Raw genomic sequence first — 26,661 nt, 5'->3', positions numbered from 1 at the left:
AGCGCAGTGAGTGGACCGTCAGCGCGCCTGGACGCTGCCTTCCACCGCGCCCGCCTCGGCCTGCGCCGCCGGTGCCGCCGATGCCGCGGGCAGCTGCTCGGCCACCGGCGGCTGCTCCGGCGGTGCCGGGGGCAGCGTAGCCACGTCGATCTCCGACAGCGGGCTTTCCTCCGGGCACACCGGGTCGGGGAAGCCGAAACGCTGCTTCAGCGACTGGCCACAGCTGTTGATCGATTCCATGTCGGCACCGTCGCGCTTGCACTGCTGGTCGAACGCCACCAGGAACGCATCCTTGCGCTGCACGAAGTCGTCGCCGCAGGTACGCATCTGCTTGATCCGCTCCAGGTCGTCCTGCACGGCGTTGGTCCCGTCCAGGCCGTACTGGCGAAGCTCTTCGGCCGTCAGCAGGCGCAGGCTGCGGTTGGGCACGGTCATCATCAGGTCGGCCACACCCACCGCCACACCATTGCGCTGCAGATAATCCTTCACGTTGTCATAGACCTCGTGCAGCTCGCGGTTGAGTTCCGCGCGCGAAGTGGCCTTGGAACTGATGCGCATCATGCGGTGGATGCCGACCTTGCCGGTCAACAACCGGTTGTCGCCGGCAGCCAGCACGAACACGCAGGCGCTGTGGCAGATCGAGCCCTCGCGCACCCAGATGGTCCAGCCGGATTCGCCGATGCTGTCGCCGGCAACGATGGCCGATTCCACCTGGCCACCGCTGGAATCCAGATCCAGGATGCGCTTGTGGATCTGCAGCTCGTCGGCGACCACGGCCAGCCGCCACATCATCTCGGCAAACCCGGGGTTGATCTTGCCGTTGTAGCGCACGCGCAGCAGGCCACGCTCGGCACACGGCGCCAGGGCCTGCTTCAACTGTTCGCGCTGCAGCCCTTCCAGCTCGAGGCCATCGCCGCCCTCGCCGGCGTAGTCGGTGCTGCAGCTGATCCACGCCTTGCCATTGTCCAGTTGGATCTGCGGCCAGGGCCGGTCGGCACTGCTGCGTGCCTGTGCCGGCGGCGGCGGCGCATCGGCGGCGTTGATCGAGACCATGTTTTCGCCATCGCTGGCCGGAGCACGCGTGGCCTTGTCGGCGGCGGTGACGTTGCCGGGATTCTCCAACTGACTGCAGCCCGCCAGGGCCAGGCACAACAGGGGCAACCAGCGGAGTTTGGCGGACATCGGGCAACCAGAATTCGGACAGGTAAGAACCACAGTCTACCTGCCCCTGCCGCGCATTCAGCGCGCGCCACTGAACCGCTTCTGACCCCCAGACCCTGCTATTTCCCGTTCCAGCGTCGTCCCACATCCCATCCACGCATGCCGTGGATACGTGTGTCGACCAAGGTCGACACCCACCAACAGCCGCGTGAACCTGTCGAAGGCGGGGTGGGTCCGGTTGCGGGGGCGTGAGCCGCATGGATGCGGCGACCGAGCTTACATGGACGTACTTGCAGCGTCCCCCGCAACCGGACCCACCTCGCCATCCCTCAGCAGCCCAGCTTTTGCCGTTGACGTTGCCGTTGCCCCCCGCGGGTGCCGGGCGCAGCCCGGCCGACCTCCCCCAGCATCCATGTCCGAATATGGCGAGTACTGTCCCCCGGACGCGCCTAGACTGGCGCCATGGATACCGCCCTCGCCCTCGATACCGCCGCCTGCGACCGCGCCCGCCTGGCCCGTGATGCGCGCTTCGACGGCGTATTCTTCACCGCCGTGCGCAGCACCGGCATCTACTGCCGACCGGTGTGCCCGGCGCCACCACCGAAGCCGCGCAACATCACCTATTTCCCCACGGCAGCGGCCGCTGCGTCCGCCGGCTATCGCCCCTGCCTGCGCTGTCGCCCCGAGCTCGCCCCGCTGGCACAACAGGCGCTGGCCGGACAGGCCGTGCAGCGTGCCCTGGCGCTGATCCATGCTGGCTTCCTGCAGGACCAGCCGGTGGCTGACCTGGCGGGAAAGATCGGCCTCAGCGCACGCCAGCTGCAACGCCTGTTCGTCGAACGCGTGGGCGCAACGCCAGGGCAGATCCACGCAACCCATCGCCTGCTGCTGGCCAAGCAGCTGCTGACCGAAACCACGCTGCCGGTGACCGACGTGGCACTGGCCGCTGGTTACAACAGCCTGCGCCGCTTCAATACGGCATTCCTGCAGGGCTGCGGCATGGCGCCTACCGTACTGCGCCGCCAACACCATCCCCTGGCCGCCGACGATGGCGGGCTGGTGCTGCGCCTGGGCTATCGACCGCCGCTGGATTTCCCCCGCATGCTGGCCTTCCTGCGCAAGCGCAGCCTGCCCGGCATCGAACTGATCGGGGAAGACAGTTACCAGCGCGTGTTGGGCACAGCCGAGCGCCCCGCTCTGCTGCGCGTCACCGCCGACCCGAAGCGGCCCGAGCTGCGCCTGCAACTGGGCGCGGTCGACCCACGCCTGATTCCGGACATCGTGCGCCGCGTGCGTCGCGTGTTCGACCTGGATGCCGACCTGCAGCAGGTGCACGCAGCACTGGGCGACGAACCCCTGCTGGCACGTGGCATCGACGAGCGTCCCGGGTTGCGCGTGCCGGGCGGCTGGGACGGCTTCGAGGTGGGCGTGCGCGCGGTGCTGGGCCAGCAGGTCAGCGTGGCGGCGGCAACCACCTTCGCGCGCCGGTTGGTCGATGCCTACGGTGCGCACCTGCCGGGCATGCCGTCCGAATTCGACCGTCAGTTTCCAGCGCCGGACGTACTGGCCGACGCGCCGCTGGAATCGATCGGCCTGCCACGCAGCCGCGCCGCCACCGTGCGCGCCCTCGCCGCAGCCTGCGCCAGCGGCCAGCTCGACTTCGGGCCGGGGCAGGCACTGGAGGAATTCGTCGCCCGCTGCGTGGCCCTGCCCGGCATCGGCCCGTGGACGGCGCAGTACATTGCCCTGCGCGGGCTCGGCCAGCCTGATGCCTTCCCCGCCGGTGACCTGGTGCTGCAGCAGGTGCTGGGCCACGCGCAGGGCCAGCGCCTCAGCGAACGCGCCACCGAGACCCGTTCGCAATCATGGCGCCCATGGCGCGCCTATGCCGTGCTGCATCTGTGGCACCTGTCCGGCACTTTCGTTGGAGAACCCTCATGAACCTGTTGTTCGATCGCTTCGACACACCGATCGGTGAACTGACCATCGCCGGGGATGACAATGGCCTGGCCCACGTTCTGTTCCCGGAAAACCGCCATCCTGCGCGTGGCCGCGAGCACTGGCATTACGCGCCCGGTGCGCTGCCGGAGGCGCGCGAACAGTTGCTGCAGTACCTGCATGGTGAGCGCAGCGATTTCGACCTGGTGCTGGCACCGCATGGCACGCCGTTCCAGCTACGCGTGTGGCATGCGCTGGCGTTGATCCCCTTCGGCCAGACCTGGAGTTACCTGCAGCTGGCTCAGCAGTTGGGCCAGCCGACAGCGACCCGTGCGGTCGGCGCGGCCAATGGTCGTAATCCGTTGCCGATCGTGCTGCCCTGCCATCGCGTGATCGGCAGCAACGGTACGCTGACGGGCTTCGGTGGCGGCCTGGAAACCAAGGCGGCATTGCTGCGGCTGGAGCAGCGGCAGGCGCCGTTGTTTGCGTAAGGTTTGCTGGCCGGGCTGCGCCCGGCACCCGCTGCAAGCCAGAGCAACTGCAACAGCCCAAGCAACAGCCGGCTCTGTATTGACTGAGGTTTGGGCGGGATGGATCGGGTATGCAGGACACGCCGTAAACCCGTCCATGGGGGCTCGATGGCGCCATCCATGGCGCCAACGGTCCTGCATACCCGATCCATCCCACCCCTGACACGTTCCCGGTGGCCAGTAGATCCACGCCATGCGTGGATGGAAGCATCCGTAATCTGTCGCGGGGAACAGGAAGAATGCGTGGACACGCGCCGCCCAAGGGCGCCACGTGTCTTTGGCACGTCATCGCTGCGGATTATCATGGGCGGATGACATCCGTACGCCTGATCTGCACGTTGGCGCTGCTGCTGCCCCTGGCCGCCTGCACCACCACGCCCTCGCCTTCGACAACCGCTGCGACAAGCGGCACGAACGCGCCCCCGGCCACGCCGCCGAAGCTGTTGCTGATCTCCATCGACGGCCTGCGCGCCGATGCGCTGGATCGCGGCCTCACCCCGAACCTGCAGCGGATCATCGACGGTGGTGTGCGTGCGCGCTGGATGACGCCTTCCTATCCGTCACTCACCTTCCCCAATCACTACACGCTGGTCACCGGCCTGCGTCCGGACCACCACGGCATCATCAACAACAGCATGGATGACGCTGAGCTGGGGCGCTTCGCGCTGCACGACCGCACTGCGGTGACCACCAGCGGATGGTGGGGTGGCGAACCGATCTGGGTGGGTGCCGAGAAGGTCGGCGTGCGCACCGCCACCACCTCATGGCCGGGCAGCGAAGCCGAGATCCAGGGCACGCGGCCCAGCCAGTGGCGCATCTACAACGCCAAGGAACCCTTGCAACAGCGCGCGCAGACCGTGCTCGACTGGCTGTCGCAGACCGATGCCGATGCCCCGCGCCTGACCACGCTGTACATGGAACACGTGGACAAGGCCGGCCACAACTTTGGGCCGGACTCCAGGCAGTACACCGATGCGATCGTGCAAGCCGACGGGATCATCGGCCAGGTGCTTGATGGCCTGCAGCAGCACGGCCTGACCGATACCACCAACGTGATCGTGGTCTCCGACCATGGCATGGCGTCGGTGCCGGAGGGCCAGGTGATCGCCCTCGAATCGATGGTTGATCCCAGCATCGCGCGCAACGTCAGTCCGGGCCAGTCGGTCGGCTTCGCGCCGGTGGCGGGACGTGAGGCAGAGGCCGAGCGTGCGCTGCTCGGCCGTCATGCCCACTACGAATGCTGGAAGAAGGAAAACCTGCCGGCGCGCTGGCACTACGGCACCCATCCGCGCGTGCCGGCAATCGTCTGCCAGATGGATGAGGGCTGGGACGCGCTGACACGCGAGAAGATCGCCAAGCGCGAGCATGCCGATCGCGGCTCGCATGGTTACGACAACGCGTTGCCGTCGATGCGCGCAGTGTTCGTGGCTCGTGGCCCTTCATTCCAGCAAGGCATGGTGATCGACGGTTTCGACAACGTCGACCTCTATCCGCTGCTGGCGCACCTGCTGCAGGTGCCGGAAGCGCCGAACGATGGCAATCCGGAAGCGCTGAAGCAGACCCTGCGTTGAATACGTTGTAGAGCCGAGCCCACGCTCGGCTGCATTGCGCCAGCCGAGCATGGGCTCGGCTCTACAAAAATGGGCAAAAAAAAACGCGGCGCCGAGCGCCGCGTTTTCTTTGGACCGGTCGGTCGGCGGATCAGCCGGCCTTGGCCACTGCCTTCTTGGCCACAGCCTTCTTCGCCGGAGCCTTGGCCACGGTCTTCTTGGCAACCGGGGCAGCGGCGCCTACGGCGACCTTGCTCGCGGTGTGCGAACGGGCGTTGCCGTAGCTGGCGTTGTAGCGCTTGCCCTTGGCGGTCTTGCGGTCACCCTTACCCATGTCTTCAACTCCTCAAATGTGAAATCTGGTTACCCCGTACTGACACGGGTTCGGCGGGGCCGCCTTGCTGGGCGCCCCCGCGCACGATCGGAAAGCCTACCACGGAGCACCTAGTGCGCGCAGCTGGCGTCATGTACGTGGCCGTGGTTCAGGCGCAGGTTGACCAGGTGCGCGATGCCGACCAGCAGCCCGCCCAGGGTCATCACCACCGCGTGCGGCACCGCGTTGTGGTGCAGCGGGTCGTAGAGCACGCCGGCCCACAGAGCGACCAGGCCGGGAATCAGGAACGCCAGCGCACGCAGCGCGCCGTGCCGCCGATAGCCCCAGACCAGACTGAACAAGCCCAGCAGGGTCACGAACACCACCAGCGCTTTTTCCACGCCATCACTGAGCCAGAAAGACAGGCCCAGTGAAGGCGCCGCTGCCAGCAGCAGCGGAATCACCGCGCAATGCACCGCGCACAGCATCGAACCGGTGGCGCCGAAGCGATCGAGCAGGTGGCGCAGGCGTGAGGGCAAAGGCATGACTTCCAGCAGGGCGGCGAATCGTTATGGAATAATATAACATCGTTTCCCGACCCGCACGGTTTCCCTCCCCCTGTCCCGCCGACGGGATTCGTGCGCCACCCGATTGATACATTGTAACAAAGGACCACCCATGCCCTCCCACCACCCTCGTTTCAAGCCGCATTCCCTGGCCCTGGCGCTCGCTGCGCTGCTGCCCTCCGTCGCCTTTGCAGCCTCCGACGATGATTCGCATCGTGACCGCCACCTGACCGAGTTGTCCTCGGTGCAGGTCACGGCGTCGCCGCTGCAGGGTGATGCCGAATCGCTGGCACGCCCGGTTGAAGTGCTGGCCGGTGAGCGCCTGGATGAGCAGAAGGCCGGCACCCTCGGCGACACCGTCGCCAAGCTGCCCGGCGTGCAGAGCACCTTCTTCGGCCCCGGTGTCGGCCGCCCGATCATCCGCGGCCAGGAAGGCCCGCGCGTGGCCGTGCTGTCCAACGGCATGGGCAACATGGATGCCTCCACCGTCAGCGCCGACCACGCCACCAGCATCGAACCGTTCCTGGCCGACCAGATCGAAGTGCTGAAGGGCCCTGCGACCCTGCTGTTCGGCAGCGGCGCGATCGGCGGCGCGGTGAACGTGGTCGATGGCCGCATCGCGCGCGAACTGCCGGACCGTCCGCTCAGCGGCCGCGCCGAACTGCGCGGCAACTCGGTGAACGACGAACGCAGCGGCATGTTCCGCCTTGACGGTGTGAGCGGCAACGTCGTGCTGCACGTGGATGGCCTGGTGCGCAATGGCGACGACTTCCGCATTCCCGGCTACGCGGTGATCGACGGCCTGGAAGATCACCACGATGACCACGACCACGCAGGCGAGGAAGGTGAAGAGCCGCGTCGCGGCCGCCTGGACAACAGCTCCATCCGCACCCGCGCTGGCGGCGTCGGCGCCACCTGGCTGGGCGAAGGCGGCTACTTCGGCGTCTCTGCCAGCACCTACCGCACCAACTACGGCATTCCCAACGGCGCCCATGTGCATGCCGACGGCGATGACCACGACCATGGTCACGACCACGACCATGGCGAGGAGGAGGAAGGTGAAGAGCATGACGTGCGCATCGATATGGTGCAGAACCGCTTCGAGACCAAGGCCGGCATCTACAACCCGGTGTCGTTCCTGAAGAACATCAACGCGCGTGTGGCCTACACCGACTACGAGCACGTGGAACTGGAAGCCGGCACGCCGTCCACCCGCTTCACCAACCGCGGCATCGAAGGCCGCCTGGAAGCAGTGCAGCAGCAGATCGGCGGCTGGGACGGCGCCTTCGGCCTGCAGGTCGGCAACAGCGATTTCGGCGCGAAGGGCGAAGAAGCCTTCGTGCCGGATACCGGCACCAAGAACATCGGCGTGTTCGTGCTGCAGGAAAAGCAGTTCGGCCCGTTCAAGCTGGAACTGGGCGGTCGACACGACCAGGTCAAGCTGGACCCGACCGGCGACTACCAGCGCCGCAAGTTCGATGCCACCAACCTGTCGGCCGCCGGCATCTGGAAGCTCAACGATGCCGTCGACCTGCGCATCGGCGTGGACAGCTCCGAGCGCGCACCGACCAATGAAGAGCTGTACGCCGCTGGTGCACACATCGCCACCCGCTCGCTTGAGATCGGTGATGCCAACCTGAAGACCGAGCGCGGCCAGCGCATCGAACTGGGCATCCACACCCACAGCGAACGCCTCGATTTCTCCGCCGCGATCTATCAGACCAAGTTCAAGGACTTCATCTACCTGGCTGACACCGGCGTGACCGAGAGCCTGCCGGTGCGTGCCTGGACCCAGCAGGACGCGGTGTTCAAGGGCGCCGAGGCCGAAGCGCTGGTGCACCTGTTCGAAGGCGTTGCCGGCGATTGGGACCTGCGCGTGTTCGGCGACTACGTGCAGGCCAAGCTGGACGGCAACGGCAGCCGCACCCTCGACATCGCCGTGCCGCACGGCGACCACAACCACAACTACAGCGTCGAACTGGCCAACACCGGTTACCTGCCGCGCATCGCCCCGGCCCGTGTCGGCGCCGACCTGCGCTGGGCGAAGGATGGCTGGCGTGCCTCGGTGGGCGCGGTGCGTTACAGCCGGCAGAAGGACGTTGCGCAGAACGAGGAGCCGAGCAACGGCTACACCCTGGTCGATGCGCACCTGGCCTACCGCTGGGACCGCAGCGACAGCAACAGCTACGAGTTGTTCCTGGATGGCAGCAACCTGACCAACCGCGAAGTGCGTCCGCATACCTCGCTGCTGAAGGATTACTCGCCGCTGCCGGGTCGTGGTGTCGCATTCGGCATCCGCGCGTTCTTCTGATCGGCCTGCGCCGTCGGAACATCACCTGAGGGGGCCGAAAGGCCCCCTTTTTTTGTCGTATATGGCATGAATTGGTGAACGCGGCGCACTGCCGACGCATCACCATCTGCTACGCGGCTAGACTCAGCCCGGTGTCAATCCAATAGACAAACTGAGCGGAAACATTTGCATGGCCCTGAGTCTCGATGCCGAACTGGAAGAACGCTTCCTTGCAATCGCCAAACGCGGGAGAACCGCTTGGCTGGCCGGCGACATTGCGGAGGCAGAGCATCGCTTCCTTGAAAGCTGGGACATGATTCCTGAGCCGAAATCTGCTTATAACTACGGCCAGATTACATCGTATGGAATAGCTGTCTTCTATCGCGATACCGCTCAGTTTGAGAAGGCCAAAGCGTGGGCGATGGTCGCCAGACGCATCTATGGAGAGGGCGAAGGCGCGACCGAGTACATGGACGAACTCGCCGCCACCATCCAGTTCGAGTCCGGAGACCTGGATGGGGCCTACACACTATTTGAACCGCAGTACCGGAAGTACGGCCGTCGTGTCTTTGAGGGCCATAAGAAGGGGTTCATTGATTTCATCAAGAGCAGGAAAAAAACTGGAAAGGTGGATCAGTGAGCCGCTAGCCGGCTCCCATCCGCTCCAGATACTCATCCACGCATGGCGTGGATCTACTGCCCCCTCCGGGAGCCATGGGGTCCTGCATATCGATGCGACGCCATCACACATCCGTCACAAAGATGTGCGTACGACAACAAGCGGACAATCCCGTCGCCATTCGTCTCTCGCCATCCGGACATGTTTGTCCGAAAATGAAGCCATGACCACCCAACGTGCCGATGCTGCTGCCCGCCGAGCCCTCATCCTCGATGCCGCCGACCATGTGTTCGGCCAACATGGCGTGACCGCGCCGCTGGACCTGGTGGTCGAGCGTGCCGAAGTCGGCCGCGCCACCCTGTACCGCAATTTCCCCGACCGTACGGCGCTGATCCAGGCGCTGCTGCAGCGCACGGTCGACCGCATCCGCCGCCAGGTCGAGCAGCTTGGCGACCGCGACGATGCCCTGTTCGAGGTGTTCGAAGGCATGGCCCAGCGCATCGTCGATTCGCCCGCACTGGCCGACTACTGGCGCGCGGTGGATTCGGACGTGCCGGCCATGCGCACCGCGCGCGAGACCGTGCGCGACCTGCTGGAAGCGCCCATCGCCCGCGCCAAGGCCGCTGGCCTGTGCCGGCCGGACCTGGAGAAGACGGATATTTCACTGATCTCGGGCATGCTGGGTGCGGCCCTGCGCGGCAAGACCCGCGATGAGCGCGCCCAGCTGGCCGGGCGTGCCCTGCAGCTGCTGCGCGGGGGACTCCAGGGAGCAGCCAGCGGGGAACGCTGATGGTGCAGCCGTACCTCAAGCCGGTTCCGGATTGGGAGGAGCACGAGAAGCCGACCATGCCCGGTTCGGCGTCGATGCCGTGGCACCCGCCCTATCGGCGTGCAGCCTATGCGCTGGTGTCGCTGCTGGTGGCCATCACCGGCGGCCTTGGCAACGCGCTGGTAACGGCCAACCTGCCTTTCCTGCAGGGGCAACTGGCACTCACGCCCACCCAGGGCAGCTGGCTGGTCGCCGCCTACGCCATGGTCAACGTGACCGCCAACCTGCTGGCCTTCAAGTTCCGCCAGCAATACGGCATCCGCCTGTTTGCCGAGATCGGCCTGGGGCTGTACGCGGCGCTGGCCGTGCTGCACCTGTTCGTCGGCAGCTTCGAGACCACCATGTTGACCCGCGCCGCCAGCGGTTTCGCCGGCGCGGCATGTTCGACGCTGGGTACGCTGTACATGCTGCAGGCGCTGCCGCGGCGTTTCACCGGCAACCTGCTGGTGGTCGGCGTTGGCCTGTCGCAGCTGGCGGTGCCGATTGCCTGGATCGTCTCGCCCGGCCTGGTCGATACCGGGCAATGGCATCAGCTGTACTCGTTCGAAGCGGGGCTGGCGCTGTGCGCGTTTGCCGCCGTGGTGGTGCTGAAGCTGCCGCCAGGCGTGCAGGTGAAGGCGTTCGAGCCACTGGATTTCCTCACCTTCGCCCTGCTCGCGCCCGCCGTGGCCCTGCTGGTGGTGGTGCTGGCCCAGGGCTACACGCGCTGGTGGTTGAACACGCCGTGGCTGGGCTGGGCGCTGATCGCCTCCATCGTGCTGACCACCACCGCCCTGATCATCGAACACTACCGCCGCAACCCGCTGCTGCAGATCCGTTGGCTGTCGACGCTGCCGGTGATGCACTTCATCGTCGGCGCCTTCCTGATCCGCTTCCTGACCACCGAACAGTCCTACGGCGTGGTCAACTTGATGCGCACCCTGGGCATGGGACCGGACCAGATGCGGCCGCTGTTCGTGGTGATCCTGGCCGGCGTGGTGACCGGCATCGCCGGCGCGGCGATCACCTTCGGCCCGAAGCGGCTGATCGCGCAGCTGCTGATGGCGATCCTGCTGCTGGGCGCGGCCGCGTTCTTCGACCAGCACCGCACCAGCCTGGATCGACCACACGACTTCTACGTCAGCCAGTTCCTGGCCTCGGTGGGCGCCGGCATGTTCATGGGCCCGCTGATCATGCTCGGCATTTCCGCCGCGCTGAAACAGGGCGTGGACCACATGATCACCTTCCTGGTGACCTTGTCGATCACCCAGACGCTGGGCGGACTGGCCGGCTCGGCAGTGCTGGGAACGTTCCAGCTGCATCGCGAGCAGCTGTATTCCAGCGCCTTGACCAGCCAGCTCGATCCAGCCGACCCGGTGGTGGCGCAGCGCCTGCGCATACAGCAGCAGCTGTACGCAGCGCAGATCACCGACCCGGTGCTGCGCAGCGCACAGGGCAGCGCGCAGCTGGCGCAGACCACCCGCCGCGAAGCCAACGTGCGTGGCTTCAATGATGTGTTCACCCTGAGCGGCTGGCTGGCGATCGGTTTCCTGTGCTGGTTGCTGCTGCTGTCGCTGCGTACCGCCGTGCGCAAACAATGGCGCAAGCGCCATCCTTCCTCCCCCGCTGCGGCTGCGACCGCGGCACCGCGCTGAGTTCACTGCCATGCCTCCCGTCCCGCCCCGTCCAGACGACACCGACGCTGCAGAGAACGTCACCCCGCCACCGCCCACCGATGCGGCGCCTGCGGCGACGCCTGCCGCGCCCGCCGCCGCGCCGAAGTACCTCAAGCCGAGTTCGCGCAGCGTGGTGGTGATGGTGGTGGTGGCCCTGCTGGGCATCGCGCTGATCCTGCGCGCCTGGCACCTGTGGCCGTTCACCAGCAGCGTGATGGTGACCGACAACGCGTACGTGCGTGGTCAGATCACGGTGATGGCGCCACAGGTGAACGGCTACGTCACCGAGGTACTGGTGAAGGATTTCCAGCACGTGAAGCAGGGCGAGCCGCTGCTGCGCATCGACGACCGCATCTATGCGCAGCGTGTGGCGCAGGCACAGGCAACGCTGGACAGCGCGCGCGCGGCGCTGGCCAATTCGGACCAGTCGCAGGCGCAGAACCGCGCGCAGATCGCTTCGGCGCAGGCCACGCTGTCGGCGGGACAGGCTGAGCTGCAGCGCTCGCGCAATGAAGCCAAGCGCTACGAGGAACTGGCGGCGCAGCAGCTGGTATCGATCAACGACCGCGACAAGTTCCGCACCACCCAGGCCTCGGCACAGGCCAGCGTCCAGCAGTCACAGGCGCAGATCCGCATTGCCGAGGAGACCCTGGTCTCGACCCAGGTCTCGCGCAAGAGCCTGGAGGCGCAGGTGGAAAGTGCGCAGGCACAGCTGGAACTGGCGCGCATCGACCTGGCCAATACGGTGATCCATGCACCGCGCGATGGGCAGATCAGCGAGGCCAGCGTGCGCGTGGGCCAGTACGTGGCGGCCGGTTCGCAGCTGCTGTTCCTGGTGCCGGATGCATTGTGGGTGGTGGCCAACTACAAGGAAGGCCAGACCTGGAAGATGGCGATCGGGCAGCCGGCGTCGTTCTCGGTCGATGCGTTCCAGGGCCAGGTGCTGCGCGGGCGGGTGGAGGAGATCGCGCCGGCCACCGGCTCGGAGTTCAGCGTGCTGCGCCCGGACAATGCCAGCGGCAATTTCACCAAGGTGGTGCAGCGGTTGCCGGTGCGGATCTCGATCAACGGGGAACAGGAACTGGCGGCGCGGTTGCGGCCGGGCATGTCGGTGATCGTGCGGGTGGATACTGCGACGAAGCCGATGGACTAGGCGCTGGCCTGCTTGACTGCACGGCTTCGTCGAAGACAGCGAACGGCGGAGCCCCTCGTGGCTGATCGTTGCGGTTGGATTGCTGGGATTGGCCGGGTGGGTGAGGCAGGCGGGACACGCCGTGAACCCATCCCTGGGGGCTCGTAGGCGCCATCCATGGCGCCTGCGGTCCCGCCTACCCCACCCACCCGGCCACGGACAGGTTCCGTGCGCGTCAGCCACGTGAATCAAAGGATGAAAATCACAAGCAAAAGCGCGCGGCTCCGCTTTTTCCTAGTGTTGAGCCATGCTCGACTGCCTTGCTGCAGGAACAGACAACAACGATGAAATTCAACGCACTGGCCAAGAAGGCGGCCAAGGGTTCTGCGCCACTGGAGCATGGCGGTGCGGTCGAGGTGGAAGACCTGATATGCTTCGTGCTGGAGCATGGTGCCGAAGGTGCGGCCGAGATTGAACGTCTGTGCGCGCTGCATGGCTGGCGCGAGGAGTTCCAGTACAACGGCGATGGCACGCATTTCGCGCCGATGGCGCCGTGGGCAAAGGCCTGTGCTGCGTTCGGGTACGGCGGCGTGGCGGCGATGTTGCCGCTGCTGGATCAGCCGCGCATGGCGAACTACGCGATCGGGGTGCTGGAAGATGTTCGCAGCGAGGCTTCGGTTGCCGCCCTGCTGGCGTTCTGCGGACAGGCGGATTTCAGCCAGGACGAACCCACATCAGCGCCGTGGCGGGCGTTGGCTGCGTTGAACGTACTGCTGTCGTTCGACAAGGGTGTGGCGGTGCCTACGGATATCCAACAGACGTTGCTGCAGCGCGTGCAGCGCGCGTGGGGCCAAGCACCGACGGCGCAACGCCAGTGCCAGGCACTGTATGCCGTGCGCGGCGCACGCGTGGCCGAAGCGTTGGACTGGGTGCAGTCACTGGTGCTGGAGGATGCGGAGTTGATCGCCGCACGCAAGACCGTGCTGAAGCATCTCCGCAAGCAGCCGTGAAATGGGGTCAGATCCCTTTGCCACTGGCAAAGGGATCTGACCCCAATCGCGAGGATGCCGGCCAGCGGCCGGCACTATCCTTCCGTCAGCCGGCGCAGCGGGCGCAGAGCCCGTGCACTTCCAGCGTCTGTGCCTGCGGCTGGAACCCCAGTTCCTTGGCCCGCTTCTCCAGCTGGGTCACGATCTCGCGGTCTTCCAGTTCCACCGCGCTGTGGCAGCTGTTGCAGATCAGGAACGGCACCGAATGGGCCGCACTGCTGGGATGGTGGCAGGCGACGAAGGCATTGACCGATTCCAGCTTGTGCACGAAGCCATTGGCCATGAGGAAGTCGAGGGCGCGGTATACGGTGGGCGGGGCGTCGGCGCCCACACCCTTGCCGTTGCGCACCCACTCCAGCAGCTCGTAGGCCTTGACCGGCTTGCCGGCCTCGGCGATCAGCCTGAGCACGTTGGCGCGGATCGGGGTCAGGCGCAGCCCGCGCTCACGCGAGACACGCTCGACCACCGCCACGAAATCCGAAGCGTCGTGGACATGGTGGTGCGGGGCCGTACAGGCGGTTTTGGCGGACATGCGCGTTCTCCAGTTCGGGCGTGGGCCGGTGGGCTCAGGCCGTTGCTACCTTGGTGATGGCCACATCGATGCGTTTCAAGGCCTGCTCGCGGCCAGCCAGGTACACGGTATGGGAAATGTCAGGGCTGACCTGGGTGCCGGTGATGGCCACGCGCAGCGGCTGGGCGACCTTGCCCATGCCCATTTCCAGCGCCGCAGCTGCATCGTGCAGGGCCACGCCAACAGCCTCGGCGGTCCACTCCGGCAGGGCTGCCAGCAGCTCGCGGGCCTTGCCCAGCGGCAGTTCCGCACCGGCCTTGAAGTGCTTGACCACGGCCGCTTCATCGTACTCGTTCAGCGGCTGGTACCAGACCACGGCCTTCTCGGCCATTTCCTTCAGGGTCTGCACGCGCTCGCGCAGGGCGATCACCACGTCCACCGGCGCCGGGCCTGCGGCCACGTCCAGGCCCAGCTTCTGCAGCTGGTAGACCAGGTGCGGCGCGATCGCGGCCGGTTCCTCGGTTTTCAGGAAGTGCTGGTTGACCCAGCCCAGCTTGGCCATGTCCAGGCGCGAGGCCTTGGAATTGCAGTCCTTCACATCGAACAGGTCGATCAGCTCCTGGCGGCTGAACAGTTCCTGGTCGCCGTGTGACCAGCCCAGCCGGGCCAGGTAGCTCAGCAGCGCGTCGGGCAGGTAGCCGGCGTCCTTGTACTGCATCACGTCGGCCGCGCCGGTGCGCTTGGACAGCTTGGCGCCCTGCTCGTCCAGGATCATCGGCATGTGGCCGAACTTCGGCACCGGTGCGCCGATGCCTTCGTACAGGTTGATCTGGCGCGGGGTGTTGTTGATGTGGTCGTCGCCACGGATGACTTCGGAAATCTTCATGTCCCAGTCGTCCACCACCACCGCGAAGTTGTAGGTGGGGTAGCCGTCCGGACGGAAGATGACCATGTCATCCAGTTCGCTGTTGGCGATCTCGATGCGGCCCTTGATCAGGTCATCGAACACCACCGTGCCTTCAAGCGGGTTCTTGAAGCGGATGACGCGGTTCGGGTCGTCCCGGTACGGCAGGCCCTGCTCGCGCGCGGCGCCGTTGTAGCGCGGCTTTTCCTGCCTGGCCATCGCGGCCTCGCGCATGGCATCCAGCTCTTCACGGGTTTCATAGGCGTAGTACGCCTTGCCGTCGGCGATCAGCTGCTCGGCCACTTCCTTGTACCGGGCGACGCGCTCGGTCTGGTAGAACGGACCTTCGTCGTAGTCCAGGCCCAGCCACTCCATCGCCTCCAGGATGGCGTCGATCGCGCCCTGGGTGCTGCGTTCACGGTCGGTGTCCTCGATGCGCAGCACGAACTCGCCGCCACGATGGCGGGCCTCCAGCCAGCAGTACAGCGCGGTGCGGGCGCCACCGATATGCAGGTAGCCGGTGGGACTGGGGGCGAAGCGGGTGCGGCAGGTCATGGAGGGCTCGAGGAACGGGTATCCCCCGATTTTACCAGCCCTCCGCCCCCTGCGGAAAAAGGGAACGGAGGGGACTAAGTCGCGATTGCCCTGCTGCTGCGGGGACGCTCGGGCGACGGAGGGGAAGTACGACCCGCCCCCCTCCGTCCCCTTTTCAGGGTTGCGGCTCGGGCTTGCGCGGGAAGGGCTGCTCGCGCATGGCGGCGTGATAGGCGAAGGAGGCGACGATGGCAGCGGCCTGCTTCAGGTCTTCCGGTTCCGCGTGATCCCAGGTGTCCAGGTGGCTGTGGTGGACGTTGCTGAAATAGTCCAGCTTGTCCTGGATGAACTGGAAGCCCGGCAGGCCGATGCGGTCGAAGCTGATGTGGTCGGTGCTGCCGGTGTTGCGGGTAGCGACGGTGGTTGCACCCACGTCATGGAACGGGGCGAGCCACGCTTCGAAGATAGGCATGGCCGCCAGGTTTTCCTGTGCGTAGATGCCACGGAAGCGACCCGAGCCGTTGTCCATGTTGAAGTAGACCTGGAACTTGCCGTAGTCGCGGGTCTTCTGCAGGGCACCGGTCGGTTCGCGCAGCGAGGCCGGCAGCGCCTTCTGCGCCGGGTCGGTCGGTTCGGGGAATCGACCGAAGTGCCTGGCCACGTATGCCTGCGAGCCGATCAGCCCCTGTTCCTCGCCACTCCACAGCGCAACCCGGATGGTGCGCTTGGGCTTGGCGCCGCTGGCCTTGAGGATGCGCATGGCCTCCATCATCACCGCCACGCCGGCCGCGTTGTCGGCCGCACCGGTGCCGCTGTGCCAGGAATCCAGGTGCGCACCGATCATCACCACTTCGTCGGGCCTGCTGCTGCCGCGGATCTCGGCCAGCGTGTTGTAGCCGGGTTGGTCCGCTTCATCGGTGAAGCGAGCGGCCACATCCACGCGCAGGCGCACGCTCTGCTTGGCTTCCAGCGCGCGTACCAGCGGATTGAAGTGCTCGGCGATCATCGCCAGTTCGGGGATGCCGACCGATTCGCCGGCTTTGCGCGAGCCGCCACCGGCCACGCGGATGATGCCGTTGTCCCAGCTGCTGATGCTGATCGCGGCCAGCGCGCCTTCTTCGACGAAGAACGCGTTGACCTTGGCCGCCAGCGCCTGCTTTTCCTGGTATTCCTTGACCCGCTTGGCGCGGTCGGCGGCCACGTCCTTGTCCTTGGGCAGGGTGAACTCCTGCAGGCCTTCCAGCGAGGTGGCGTCGTGCCGGTGCGAATCGGCGTCGGTGCCACGCTTGTATTCGCGTGCTTCGCCCAGCAGCAGGATCTTGCCACGCAGCTTGCCGCGATACTTCTCGATGTCCTCGGGCTTCTTGATGTCCACCTGCAGCAACTCGCCCTCGACCGGGCCGTGGGTGCCCGGCGTCCACGCCTTGGGCAGGGCATGCAGTGGCTGCACACGATCCCCCAGCATTTCCACGCTTGCCGACGTGAATTCCCAGCCACGGCCGAATTCGTCGAACGCTTCGTCGTGGACATTGTCCAGCTTCCATTCGCTGAACTTGCCACGGGTCCACGCATTGGCGCGGCCCATCGCCGGCGAGTTGGTCAGGCGCGGCCCGATGCGTTCGGTGAGATAGCTGAAGGTGTCCATCACCTGCGATTTGTGGAATGCCTGCTGGCGGATCTTGCCGACCATGTCCAGGTCCACCGGCTCGCGCTGCTGCGCCACCGCATTGCCACCCATCGCCAGCGCTACTGCCAGCACGCCCCACTTCAGCACATCGCACCCCTGCCCTTCGGCTCGATCATCAACCGGTCGAGTCTAGCCAGCCTGGGCGCCTGGCCCCCGTCCCATCGGTCATGGGCATCTGGTAGATCCACGCCATGCGTGGATGGGCCTTCCACTGTCACCCCTTCCACCCCAGCCACAGTTGCGCGCGCTCCGGCAACAACAGCAGCCAGTGCCGCTGGTCGATGCTGCTGCAGCCGAACACGGCGGCGTGCTCCGGCCAGTCCGCAGGCAGCCCGTCGATGCCGATCTCCGACAATGCCGCCGCCCCGGTCTTCCATGGCCGGTAACGGGGCACCTTGCCGGCGAGCGCGCCGCGTCCATGCCGCGCCTCCCGCAACCAGTCCAGCCCACGCCGCTGCAATCCCTCGCAGGTGATGGCGGCCAGCTGGAAGCGGACCAGGCCGGGCGCGATCCGTGCCCCCGGCAAGGCTGCCAGTACCCCATGCGCCTGCAGCAGCGCATCCACTTCCAGCAGGGCGGGAATGCCCTGCCGTGCCCGTTGCTGCAATCCTTGGCGCCAACCCATGACGTGCTCCTTACTTCTGCTCGGCCAGGGCGTACCAGTCGACCCGGCGGGTCACCCACATCGCCAGCGCCAGGATCACGAACAGCAGCAGCGAGCCCATCAGCAGTGCATTGTTTTCCGACACCAGCAGCCCATACAGCGCGCCGTACAGCACCGTCAGCATCGCGGCGAAGCCCAGGCCCCGCTTCCAGTGACCCAACACGTTGGCCAGGTACACCGCCTGCAGGCTGATACAGGCCAGGGCGGAGACCAGGTAGGCCTGCCAGAAGGCAATGTGCTCGGACAGGCTGATCAGCAGCAGGAAGAAGATCGCCAGCGCCAGGCCGACCATCAGGTACTGCAGCGGGTGGATGCGCAGCGACTTGATCAGTTCGAACAGGATGAAACCAACGAACGTCAGCACCACGAACAGCACGCCGTACTTGGAAGCGCGGTCGGCCTGGGTATAGGTATCGACCGGATCCACCAGCGAGACCTGCACCGCCTGCGCGTCCAGGTCATCGCCCTCGCGCAGTCGCTGCTGTGCATCCGATGCCAGCGAGGACACGGCCCAACGTGCATCGAAGCCCTGCGCATCCACACGCCGCTCGTTGGGCAGGAACGCACCGGCAAACGAGGGATGCGGCCAGCTGGAACGCAGCGCGATCTGGTTGTCATCGCCTACCGGCACCACCGACAGGGAGCGGCTGCCATCGAGCTGCAGCTCCAGTTCCACGCTGCTGGCCGCCAAGGTGCCTCCGGTGGGGGCGATGCCGGTGATCGGTGCATGCAGCCCACGGCCCAGTGCGGATGCGCCGGCCACGCCCGGCAGCAGCTTGACCTGCTGTCCATCAACGCGCAGGTTCGGTGTACCGACCAGGCCGCGCGCATCGGACACGCCCAGCGCGATATAGGCTTTGCCATAGGTCGTGCCATCGTGCTCCGGGTAGTCCTCCTCGCTGAAGGTCGCCTTGAGCTGGCCATTCCAGCTGTACACCGGCACCTTGAACAGGCCGACCGAGCGCTGGCTCGGCAGCAGCTCGCCACTGATCTGCAGGGTGGCCGGCGGCTGCAGCCAGTAACCCTGCGTGGTCTGCAGCTCGGTCTTCTTGTTGCCCTGCGCATCGACCACGTCCACCAGTTCGCGCTTGGACCAGGGCACCACGCGCACCGGCCCGACCACGCGCTGGGTACCGGCACGGCTTTCGGCCACCCGCGAATAGGCCTCTTCGCGATAGGCGCTGCGTTCGGTGATGACGCCGCGGATCAGGAACAGCGGGATCAGCAGCAGCAGGATCAGGCCGCCGACAATGGCGAACCGCAGCAGCATCTTCAGGGATTTCATCGTCCGTCCTCGTTGGAGAGGACTGCAGGATGGACGCCTGCGGTGAGCAGGGTTTGTGGCGAATTTGAAGCGAGTGTGAAGTCAGCGCCGCGGGCGCTGCCCGGGTATCGCCAGCGGCAGCCACAGGCTGGCGACGGTGCCGCCTTCTTCGCGCGGCCGCAGGCTGGCGCGGCCGTCGTGCAGGCGCGCCACTTCCTGCACGAAGGGCAGGCCGAGGCCGGAACTGCGGCGGCCGGTGCCGGGTCGGGCCAGCGAATAGAAGCGTTCAAACACGCGCTCGCGTGCGTAATCGGGAATGCCCGCACCCCGGTCGGCAACCTGCAGGCGTATGCCCTGCCCGTCCGGCTGTGCATCCAGCCGCACCTGTGCCCCGGGCGGCGAGAACGCAATGGCGTTGTCGATCAGGTTGTGCAGCGCTTGCCGCAGCAGATAACCATCGCCCTGCACACGCAGATCAGGGACTTCGTCGATAAGCAGCTCGACACCGGCGGCCTGCGCGCGTACCTGCGCTGCCGTCGCGGCTTCCCGCAGCAGCGCGGGCAAGGCAATCGGATCACGGGTCTGCAACCAGCCGTGCTGCTCGACCTCGGCCAGCGCCAGCAGCTTGTCGATGGTTTCGGTCAGCCGTTCCTGCTGGTCGACGATGCTGCGCGCGAAATGCGCGCGGTCGGCGTCGGCCATCGGTTCCTGCAGCAGCTCGGCCGCACCGCGGATCGCCGCCAACGGGCTTTTCATCTCGTGGGTCAGCGATTGCACGTACTGCTCGACGTACGCTTTGCCTTCCAGCTTGCGCCGCATCGTCTCCAGTGCCTGGCCAAGCTCGCCGATCTCGTCGTTGCGCCGCTTCGGCGGTGGCACCGGCTCACCGGCACTGACCGCCCGCGCATAGCGGCTGAGCTGGCCCAGGCCGTTGGTCAGCCACATCGTCACCAGCACGCCCACCAGCGCTGAGAGCCCAATCAGCCACGCGCCGCGTTCGATGATGGCGCGCTGGCTGGCGGCGATGAACGGATCGATGCTGCGGTTGGGCTGGGCCAGGCTGAGCACGCCGATCAGGGTGCTGCCATCGACCGGGTCATACACCGGCGCGGCCACGTGCATCACCGTGTTGCTGTCATCGCCCGGCGTTTCCGGGCTGGAGCGCGCGCCGTACTCGCCGCGCAGGGTGCGATAGACATCGTTCCAGCGCGAATTGTCGCGCCCCACGTCGCGGCCCAGCGAATCGTAGATCACGATGCCCTTGGCGTCGGTGATCGTCACCCGGTAGTCCAGCGCGCGCTTGGGGAAGCGCCAGACCATCGCCTTCAGGTCGCGCTGCCGGGCCTTTGCCAGGTTGCGGGTGAAACTGCCGTTGCGGATGGTGCCGGCCTTGACGTCGGCGGCGGCCATCTCGGCCAGCACATTCGCCGCATCCACCAGGGTCGATTCCATCGCCTGGCGCACGCCCGGCTTCACTTCGTTGACGAACACGCGCATCACGAAGAACGCGGCGATGCCCACGATCAGGAAGAAGCCCAGGAACAGTTTCAGGACCAGGCGCACGCGTCAGACCTCCAGGGCGTAGCCGAGGCCGCGGTGGGTGCGGATCGGTTCACCGCTGGCACCGGCCGCCCGCAGCTTGGCGCGCAGCGTCTTGACGTGGGTGTCGACGGTGCGGTCAGCGCTGTCGGCGGCGCTGTCCCAGCCACGGTCCATCAACTGGGCGCGGCTGAGGATCGCGCCGGGGCGCTGCAGCAGCGCTTCCAGCAACGCATATTCATAACGGGTCAGATCCAGCGCGTTTCCCTGGAAGCGGATGCGGCGGCCTTCGCGGTCGATGGCGAAGGCACCGTGTTCCTGCCAGCCGGTCTCGGCGCCCGGGGCGGCCGGAACGGGCGTGGCACGCCGCAGCCGGGCACGCACCCGCGCCACCAGCTCGCGCGGCGAGAACGGCTTGGCCATGTAGTCGTCGGCCCCCAACTCCAGGCCCAGCACGCGGTCGAGTTCGTCGTTGCGGGCGGTCAGGAAGATCACCGGCACCTGCGCCACCGGCCCCGGCAGGGCGCGCAGCCGGCGACAGACCTCGAAACCACTGAGGTCCGGCAGGCCGACATCCAGCACCACCAGGTCGATATCGCCGTCCTGCAGCTGCTGCAGCGCCAGCCCGCCCAGCAGGCAATGGCTGGCGGCATAGCCTTCGCTGCGCAGCGCATAGAGCACGGTTTCGGCGATGGCCGCTTCGTCTTCGACCACCAGGACGTGGGTAACAGGCGCTGTCATGGCGCGCAGCATAGCCGCTGCGGCCCTTGCCCCGTACACTGCCGCCCATGAACTATCGCCACGCCTTCCACGCCGGCAACCATGCCGATGTCCTCAAGCACATCGTGCAGCTGGCCCTGATCGACAGCTTCAAGCGCAAGGACAGCCCATTCTTCGTGCTCGACACCCACGGCGGTGCCGGCCGCTACCTGCTGGCCAGCGAAGAAAGCCGCAAGACCCTTGAGGCCGAATCCGGGGTCATGCGGCTGATGGCCCAGCCCAAGCTGCCGGAGGTGGTCGAGCGCTACCTCAAGGCGGTGCAGGCCGACAATCCGGTCGGCGCGATGATCGCCTACCCCGGCTCGCCGCTGCTCAGCGCGCAGGCCATGCGCCCGCAGGACCGCATGGCGGTGTGCGAGCTGCAGGAGGACGAAGCCGCGTCGCTGAAGACCCTGTTCGCCCATGACAGCCGCGTCGGCGTACATCCCGGTGACGGCTACGCGCTGCTGCGCTCGCTGCTGCCGCCCAAGGCCAACGGCGCCAAGATCGGCCGCGGCCTGGTCCTGATCGACCCGCCCTACGAGGCCCAGGACGCCGAGTACCAGGCCATCCTGGCCGCGCTGGCCGAGACCCTGGCGCGCTGGCCGCAGGCCACCTGTGCGGTCTGGTTCCCGATCAAGCAGCGCCGCACCATCCTGCATTTCCTGCGCAAGGCCGCCGCACTGCCGGTGAAGTCGGCCGTGACCATCGAGTTCCTGGTGCGCCCGGACGACTCGCCGCTGCGCCTCAACGGCAGTGGCATGCTGGTGCTCAATGCGCCCTGGCAGTTCGACCGCGTGGTCGGCCCGGCCCTGCCGGCGCTGCGCCAGCATCTGGGCGAACCCGGTGCCAGCACCCGCCTGGACTGGCTGAAGACGGCCGAATAAGGGCCTTCACGAGGCTGTACGACCGTGAGCCTTTCGTTCACGGAATGCAGCCCCGGTGATGACACAATCGATGGACCACCAAGGAATCACCCGGTATGGCCACTCGCAACCGCATGCCGCCCTGGCATGAGATCTTCAAGGCTCCCAGCGGCCACGAGCTGCTGATCCGCCCCATCCGCCCGGAAGATGGCGCGCCGCTGCAGGCCGCCTTCAGCCTGTTCGGGCCGGAAGAAATCCGTGACCGTTTCCTGCAGTCGGTAACCGAACTGTCGCCGGAAACCACCCAGCGCCTGACCCACCCCAATCCGAAGACCGAGATCACCCTGGTCGCCGCCGAGTCGCTGCCGGCCGGTGAGGCCGTGGTCGGCGCGGTGGCCCGTGCCTCGATCATCCCCGGTACCCGCGAAGCCGAGTACGCGATCCTGATCAGCCGGTTCCTGATCGGCCAAGGCCTGGGCCGCCAGCTGATGCGCAAGCTGGTGAAATGGGGCCGCGGCAAGTACCTGGACCGCCTGTACGGCGATGTCGCCGCCGAGAACGAGCCGATGAAGCAGCTGGCTGCCTCGCTGGGCTTCAAACCGGTGCCGCACCCGAACGGGGCCGAGGGCCTGGTGCGGATGGTGCTGGAACTGGACAACTGACGGCAGCGCCGGGCCCTGCCCGGCGATGTTGATCCGACCGCTGCGCTCGCCGGGCATGGCCCGGCGCTACCCCGGTCACGTAACGATCATGGGCCCGGCGGGGGCTTCTGCTAAAATCCGCAGTTCATGTCGCGTACTCCCTACCCCGCCCCGCCGCTGCCCCGTGCCGGCCAGCTCCGCGCCTGGTGGCGCGCCCCCGCATCGCCCACTGCCCTGGCCTGGTATCTGGCCCAGGCAGCGCGCACGCATGACGCCCCGGTACTGGTGGTGGCCCGTGACAACCACGGTGCCAACCAGCTCGAGGCGGATCTGCATACCCTGCTGGGAGGCGACCCGAGCCTGCCGGTGGTGGCGTTCCCGGACTGGGAAACGCTGCCCTACGATCGCTTCAGCCCGCACCCGGACATCATTTCGCAGCGCCTGTCGGCCCTGCACCGCCTGCCTACGCTGAAGCGTGGCTTGGTGGTGGTGCCGGTGCAGACCCTGCTGCAGCAGCTGGCCCCCCGCAGCTATGTCATCGGCGGCAGCTTCAATCTTGAAGTTGGCCAGCGCCTGGACCTGGAAGCGGAGAAGCGTCGCCTCGAAAGCGCCGGTTACCGCAACGTGCCGCAGGTGATGGACCCGGGTGACTTCGCCGTGCGCGGCGGCCTGCTTGACGTCTACCCGATGGGCGCCGACGAGCCGCTGCGGGTGGAACTGCTGGACGATGACATCGATTCGATCCGTGCGTTCGATCCGGAAAGCCAACGCTCGCTGGACAAGGTCGAGGCGGTGCACATGCTGCCCGGCCGCGAAGTGCCGATGGACGACGCCAGCATCGCCCGGGTGCTGGCCACCCTGCGCGAGCGCTTCGACGTCGATACCCGCCGCAGTTCGCTGTACCAGGACCTGAAATCGGGCCTGGCCCCGGCCGGCATCGAGTACTACCTGCCGCTGTTCTTCGAGCGCACCGCCACCCTGTTCGACTATCTGCCTGCCGGCAGCCTGCCGGTGGTCTGCGTCGGCGCCGCTGAAGCGGCAGAGACCTTCTGGACGCAGACCGGCGAGCGCTACGAGCAACGCCGCCATGATGTTGAACGGCCGCTGCTGCCACCGTCGGCGCTGTACCTGTCGCCGGACCTGCTGCGCGAGCGTCTGAACGACGCACCGCGCATCGAGGTATGGGCTGCCGATCACGCGCGCATTGCCGAGGCGCATGCGCTGGGCGACCAGCCGTTGCCGCCGCTGCCGGTGGCCGCGCGCGAAGCACCGGCCGGTGACGCACTGAAATCCTTCCTTGGCCATTACCCCGGCCGGGTGCTGATTGCCGCCGATTCACCCGGCCGCCGCGAGGCCCTGCTGGAAGTGCTGCAGGCCGCCGAGCTGAAGCCGCCGGTGGTGGCCGACCTGCTGTCCTTCCTGGCCAGCGACGAGCGCTTCGCCATTGCCGTGGCGCCGCTGGAAGACGGTTTCGCATTGGACACACCGCACATCGCGGTGCTGACCGAACGCCAGCTGTTCCCCGAGCGCGCGGGCAGCACGCGCCGTACGCGCCGCGCCGGACGTGAGCCGGAAGCGATCATCCGCGATCTCGGCGAGCTGACCGAAGGCGCACCGATCGTGCACGAGGACCATGGTGTCGGCCGCTATCGCGGACTGATCGCGATGGACGTCGGTGGCATGCCCGGCGAGTTCCTGGAGATCGAATACGCCAAGGGCGACCGGCTGTACGTGCCGGTCGCGCAGCTGCACCTGATCAGCCGCTATTCCGGCGCCTCGGCCGAGACCGCACCGCTGCATTCGCTGGGTGGCGAGCAGTGGAGCAAGGCCAAGCGCAAGGCCGCCGAGAAGGTGCGCGATGTGGCCGCCGAACTGCTGGAAATCCAGGCCCGCCGCCAGGCGCGTGCCGGACTGGCACTGCAGGTGGACCGCGCGATGTACGAGCCGTTCGCCGCCGGTTTCCCGTTCGAGGAAACCCCGGACCAGCTGGCCGCCATCGACGCCACCCTGCGTGACCTGGCCAGCAGCCAGCCGATGGACCGCGTGGTCTGTGGCGATGTGGGCTTCGGCAAGACCGAAGTCGCAGTGCGTGCCGCATTCGCCGCGGCCAGCGCTGGCAAGCAGGTAGCGGTGCTGGTGCCGACCACGCTGCTGGCCGAACAGCATTACCGCAATTTCCGCGACCGCTTCGCCGACTATCCGATGAAGGTCGAAGTACTGTCGCGCTTCAAGAGCACCAAGGAGATCAAGGCCGAGCTGGAGAAGGTCGCCGCCGGCACCATCGACGTCATCGTCGGCACCCATCGCCTGCTGCAGCCGGACGTGAAGTTCAAGGATCTGGGCATGGTCGTCGTCGACGAGGAGCAGCGCTTCGGCGTGCGCCAGAAGGAGGCGCTGAAGGCACTGCGTGCCAACGTCCACCTGCTGACCCTGACCGCCACGCCGATCCCGCGCACGCTGAACATGGCCATGGCCGGCCTGCGCGATCTGTCGATCATCGCCACCCCGCCGCCGAACCGGCTGGCGGTGCAGACCTTCATCACCCAGTGGGACAACGCGCTGCTGCGCGAAGCCTTCCAGCGCGAGCTGGCACGCGGTGGCCAGCTGTATTTCCTGCACAACGACGTGGAAAGCATCGGCCGCATGCAGCGCGAGCTGTCCGAGCTGGTGCCCGAAGCGCGCATCGGCATCGCCCATGGGCAGATGCCCGAGCGCGAACTGGAAAAGGTGATGCTGGACTTCCAGAAGCAGCGCTTCAACGTGCTGCTGTCGACCACGATCATCGAATCGGGCATCGACATCCCCAACGCCAACACCATCATCATCAACCGTGCCGACCGCTTCGGCCTGGCCCAGCTGCACCAGCTGCGTGGCCGCGTGGGTCGTTCGCACCACCGCGCCTATGCCTACCTGGTTGTACCCGACCGTCGTTCGATCACGCCCGACGCGGAAAAACGCCTGGAAGCGATCGCCTCGATGGACGAACTGGGCGCCGGCTTCACCCTGGCCACGCACGATCTGGAAATCCGCGGTGCCGGTGAACTGCTCGGCGAAGACCAGAGCGGGCAGATGGCCGAAGTGGGCTTCAGCCTGTACACCGAGCTGCTGGAACGCGCCGTGCGCAGCATCAAGCAGGGCCATCTGCCCGACATCGATGCCGGTGAAGAAGCGCGTGGCGCCGAGGTCGAGCTGCATGTGCCGGCGCTGATTCCGGACGACTACCTGCCGGACGTGCACACCCGCCTGACGCTGTACAAGCGCATTTCCAGCGCCCGCGACAGCGATGCGCTGCGCGAGCTGCAGGTGGAGATGATCGACCGCTTCGGCCTGCTGCCGGATGCAGCCAAGAACCTGTTCGCCATCGCCGAGCTGAAGCTTCAGGCCAGCACGCTGGGCATCCGCAAGCTGGACCTGGGCGAGAACGGTGGTCGCATCGTGTTCGAATCCAAGCCGAACATCGACCCGATGGCGGTGATCCAGCTGATCCAGAAGCAACCGAACCTCTATGCCATGGACGGTCCGGACAAACTGCGCGTCAAGCATCCGCTGCCGCTGCCCGAAGACCGCTTCAATGCCGCACGCGCGCTGCTGTTGACCCTGGCCCTGCGCTGATCGATCTCCAAGTTACCGGTCCGCCGCGGGCGGCAGACCGGTACCCTT

22 protein-coding genes are annotated in these 26,661 nt (G+C 66.8%); 12 read left to right on the top strand and 10 right to left on the bottom strand.

From position 1 onward, the window contains the following. Window positions 1-18 precede the first annotated feature (18 nt). Entirely contained in the window at window positions 19-1,182 is a 1,164-nt protein-coding gene (locus MRBLST15_RS07050; protein ID WP_367785563.1) for a hypothetical protein, read from the bottom strand. A gap of 441 nt (window positions 1,183-1,623) precedes the next feature. Here MRBLST15_RS07050 and MRBLST15_RS07045 point away from each other — a divergent pair, with 441 nt between their 5' ends. The 3 genes from MRBLST15_RS07045 (at window position 1,624) to MRBLST15_RS07035 (ending at window position 5,200) form a co-directional block, all read left to right on the top strand. Beyond that, window positions 1,624-3,102 carry a DNA-3-methyladenine glycosylase 2 family protein gene (locus tag MRBLST15_RS07045; protein ID WP_367785562.1) on the top strand — a complete coding sequence of 493 codons (1,479 nt, stop codon included), beginning with the start codon at window positions 1,624-1,626 and terminating at the stop codon, window positions 3,100-3,102. Continuing rightward, window positions 3,099-3,590, top strand: a complete 492-nt coding sequence (locus MRBLST15_RS07040; RefSeq protein ID WP_100551986.1) for a methylated-DNA--[protein]-cysteine S-methyltransferase — start codon at window positions 3,099-3,101, stop codon at window positions 3,588-3,590. Before MRBLST15_RS07045 ends, MRBLST15_RS07040 begins: the two co-directional genes overlap by 4 nt. Window positions 3,591-3,940: 350 nt before the next feature. Beyond that, entirely contained in the window at window positions 3,941-5,200 is a 1,260-nt protein-coding gene (locus MRBLST15_RS07035) for an ectonucleotide pyrophosphatase/phosphodiesterase (protein ID WP_265953323.1), read from the top strand. A gap of 130 nt (window positions 5,201-5,330) precedes the next feature. Here MRBLST15_RS07035 and MRBLST15_RS07030 read toward each other — a convergent pair whose 3' ends face one another. Both MRBLST15_RS07030 and MRBLST15_RS07025 read right to left on the bottom strand, forming a co-directional pair. Continuing rightward, window positions 5,331-5,513 (bottom strand): 30S ribosomal protein THX, encoded by a 183-nt coding sequence (locus MRBLST15_RS07030; RefSeq protein ID WP_025879339.1) that lies wholly within the window; start codon window positions 5,511-5,513, stop codon window positions 5,331-5,333. A gap of 110 nt (window positions 5,514-5,623) precedes the next feature. Beyond that, on the bottom strand, window positions 5,624-6,037 hold the full coding sequence (locus tag MRBLST15_RS07025; protein ID WP_025879338.1) for a MerC domain-containing protein: 414 nt from the start codon (window positions 6,035-6,037) through the stop codon (window positions 5,624-5,626). 133 nt (window positions 6,038-6,170) lie between these two features. Here MRBLST15_RS07025 and MRBLST15_RS07020 point away from each other — a divergent pair, with 133 nt between their 5' ends. The 6 genes from MRBLST15_RS07020 (at window position 6,171) to MRBLST15_RS06995 (ending at window position 13,593) form a co-directional block, all read left to right on the top strand. Further along, the gene (locus MRBLST15_RS07020) at window positions 6,171-8,369 is read left to right on the top strand and encodes a TonB-dependent receptor (RefSeq protein ID WP_089239755.1); all 2,199 of its coding nucleotides are present in this window, start codon (window positions 6,171-6,173) and stop codon (window positions 8,367-8,369) included. 169 nt (window positions 8,370-8,538) lie between these two features. Next, a complete protein-coding gene (locus MRBLST15_RS07015; protein ID WP_367785561.1) occupies window positions 8,539-8,988 on the top strand; it encodes a hypothetical protein in 450 nt (149 codons plus the stop codon). A gap of 202 nt (window positions 8,989-9,190) precedes the next feature. After that, window positions 9,191-9,757, top strand: a complete 567-nt coding sequence (locus MRBLST15_RS07010; protein ID WP_025879336.1) for a TetR/AcrR family transcriptional regulator — start codon at window positions 9,191-9,193, stop codon at window positions 9,755-9,757. Next, window positions 9,757-11,430: an MFS transporter gene (locus MRBLST15_RS07005; RefSeq protein ID WP_367785560.1), complete on the top strand. Its 1,674-nt coding sequence runs from the start codon at window positions 9,757-9,759 to the stop codon at window positions 11,428-11,430. Before MRBLST15_RS07010 ends, MRBLST15_RS07005 begins: the two co-directional genes overlap by 1 nt. Window positions 11,431-11,440: 10 nt before the next feature. Next, on the top strand, window positions 11,441-12,604 hold the full coding sequence (locus MRBLST15_RS07000; RefSeq protein WP_205404816.1) for an HlyD family secretion protein: 1,164 nt from the start codon (window positions 11,441-11,443) through the stop codon (window positions 12,602-12,604). 323 nt (window positions 12,605-12,927) lie between these two features. Beyond that, a complete protein-coding gene (locus MRBLST15_RS06995; RefSeq protein WP_265953326.1) occupies window positions 12,928-13,593 on the top strand; it encodes a hypothetical protein in 666 nt (221 codons plus the stop codon). 85 nt (window positions 13,594-13,678) lie between these two features. Here MRBLST15_RS06995 and MRBLST15_RS06990 read toward each other — a convergent pair whose 3' ends face one another. From MRBLST15_RS06990 to creB, 7 genes are all read right to left on the bottom strand, one after another. Next, on the bottom strand, window positions 13,679-14,164 hold the full coding sequence (locus MRBLST15_RS06990) for a transcriptional repressor (protein WP_265953327.1): 486 nt from the start codon (window positions 14,162-14,164) through the stop codon (window positions 13,679-13,681). Between the two features lie 34 nt (window positions 14,165-14,198). Continuing rightward, window positions 14,199-15,602: a glutamate--tRNA ligase gene (gene gltX, locus MRBLST15_RS06985; protein WP_265953328.1), complete on the bottom strand. Its 1,404-nt coding sequence runs from the start codon at window positions 15,600-15,602 to the stop codon at window positions 14,199-14,201. Between the two features lie 154 nt (window positions 15,603-15,756). After that, on the bottom strand, window positions 15,757-17,355 hold the full coding sequence (locus MRBLST15_RS06980) for a M28 family metallopeptidase (RefSeq protein WP_312705274.1): 1,599 nt from the start codon (window positions 17,353-17,355) through the stop codon (window positions 15,757-15,759). Between the two features lie 127 nt (window positions 17,356-17,482). After that, window positions 17,483-17,893, bottom strand: coding sequence for a hypothetical protein (locus tag MRBLST15_RS06975; RefSeq protein ID WP_312705275.1), 411 nt, complete (start codon window positions 17,891-17,893; stop codon window positions 17,483-17,485). A gap of 10 nt (window positions 17,894-17,903) precedes the next feature. Further along, window positions 17,904-19,217, bottom strand: coding sequence for a cell envelope integrity protein CreD (gene creD / locus MRBLST15_RS06970; RefSeq protein WP_367785559.1), 1,314 nt, complete (start codon window positions 19,215-19,217; stop codon window positions 17,904-17,906). Between the two features lie 81 nt (window positions 19,218-19,298). Further along, on the bottom strand, window positions 19,299-20,759 hold the full coding sequence (gene creC / locus MRBLST15_RS06965) for a two-component system sensor histidine kinase CreC (protein WP_312705277.1): 1,461 nt from the start codon (window positions 20,757-20,759) through the stop codon (window positions 19,299-19,301). 3 nt (window positions 20,760-20,762) lie between these two features. Continuing rightward, window positions 20,763-21,488: a two-component system response regulator CreB gene (gene creB / locus MRBLST15_RS06960; protein ID WP_265953332.1), complete on the bottom strand. Its 726-nt coding sequence runs from the start codon at window positions 21,486-21,488 to the stop codon at window positions 20,763-20,765. Between the two features lie 35 nt (window positions 21,489-21,523). Here creB and MRBLST15_RS06955 point away from each other — a divergent pair, with 35 nt between their 5' ends. The 3 genes from MRBLST15_RS06955 (at window position 21,524) to mfd (ending at window position 26,613) form a co-directional block, all read left to right on the top strand. Continuing rightward, a complete protein-coding gene (locus MRBLST15_RS06955) occupies window positions 21,524-22,381 on the top strand; it encodes a 23S rRNA (adenine(2030)-N(6))-methyltransferase RlmJ (protein WP_265953333.1) in 858 nt (285 codons plus the stop codon). 95 nt (window positions 22,382-22,476) lie between these two features. Continuing rightward, window positions 22,477-23,022, top strand: coding sequence for a GNAT family N-acetyltransferase (locus tag MRBLST15_RS06950; RefSeq protein ID WP_025879325.1), 546 nt, complete (start codon window positions 22,477-22,479; stop codon window positions 23,020-23,022). 126 nt (window positions 23,023-23,148) lie between these two features. After that, window positions 23,149-26,613: a transcription-repair coupling factor gene (mfd, locus tag MRBLST15_RS06945; protein WP_312705278.1), complete on the top strand. Its 3,465-nt coding sequence runs from the start codon at window positions 23,149-23,151 to the stop codon at window positions 26,611-26,613. Window positions 26,614-26,661 lie beyond the last annotated feature (48 nt).

It is taken from the genome of Stenotrophomonas sp. LST15-1-1.1 (assembly GCF_040815575.1).
Lineage (GTDB): Bacteria > Pseudomonadota > Gammaproteobacteria > Xanthomonadales > Xanthomonadaceae > Stenotrophomonas > Stenotrophomonas lactitubi_B.
This window is presented reverse-complemented; position numbering and strand designations above follow the sequence as displayed.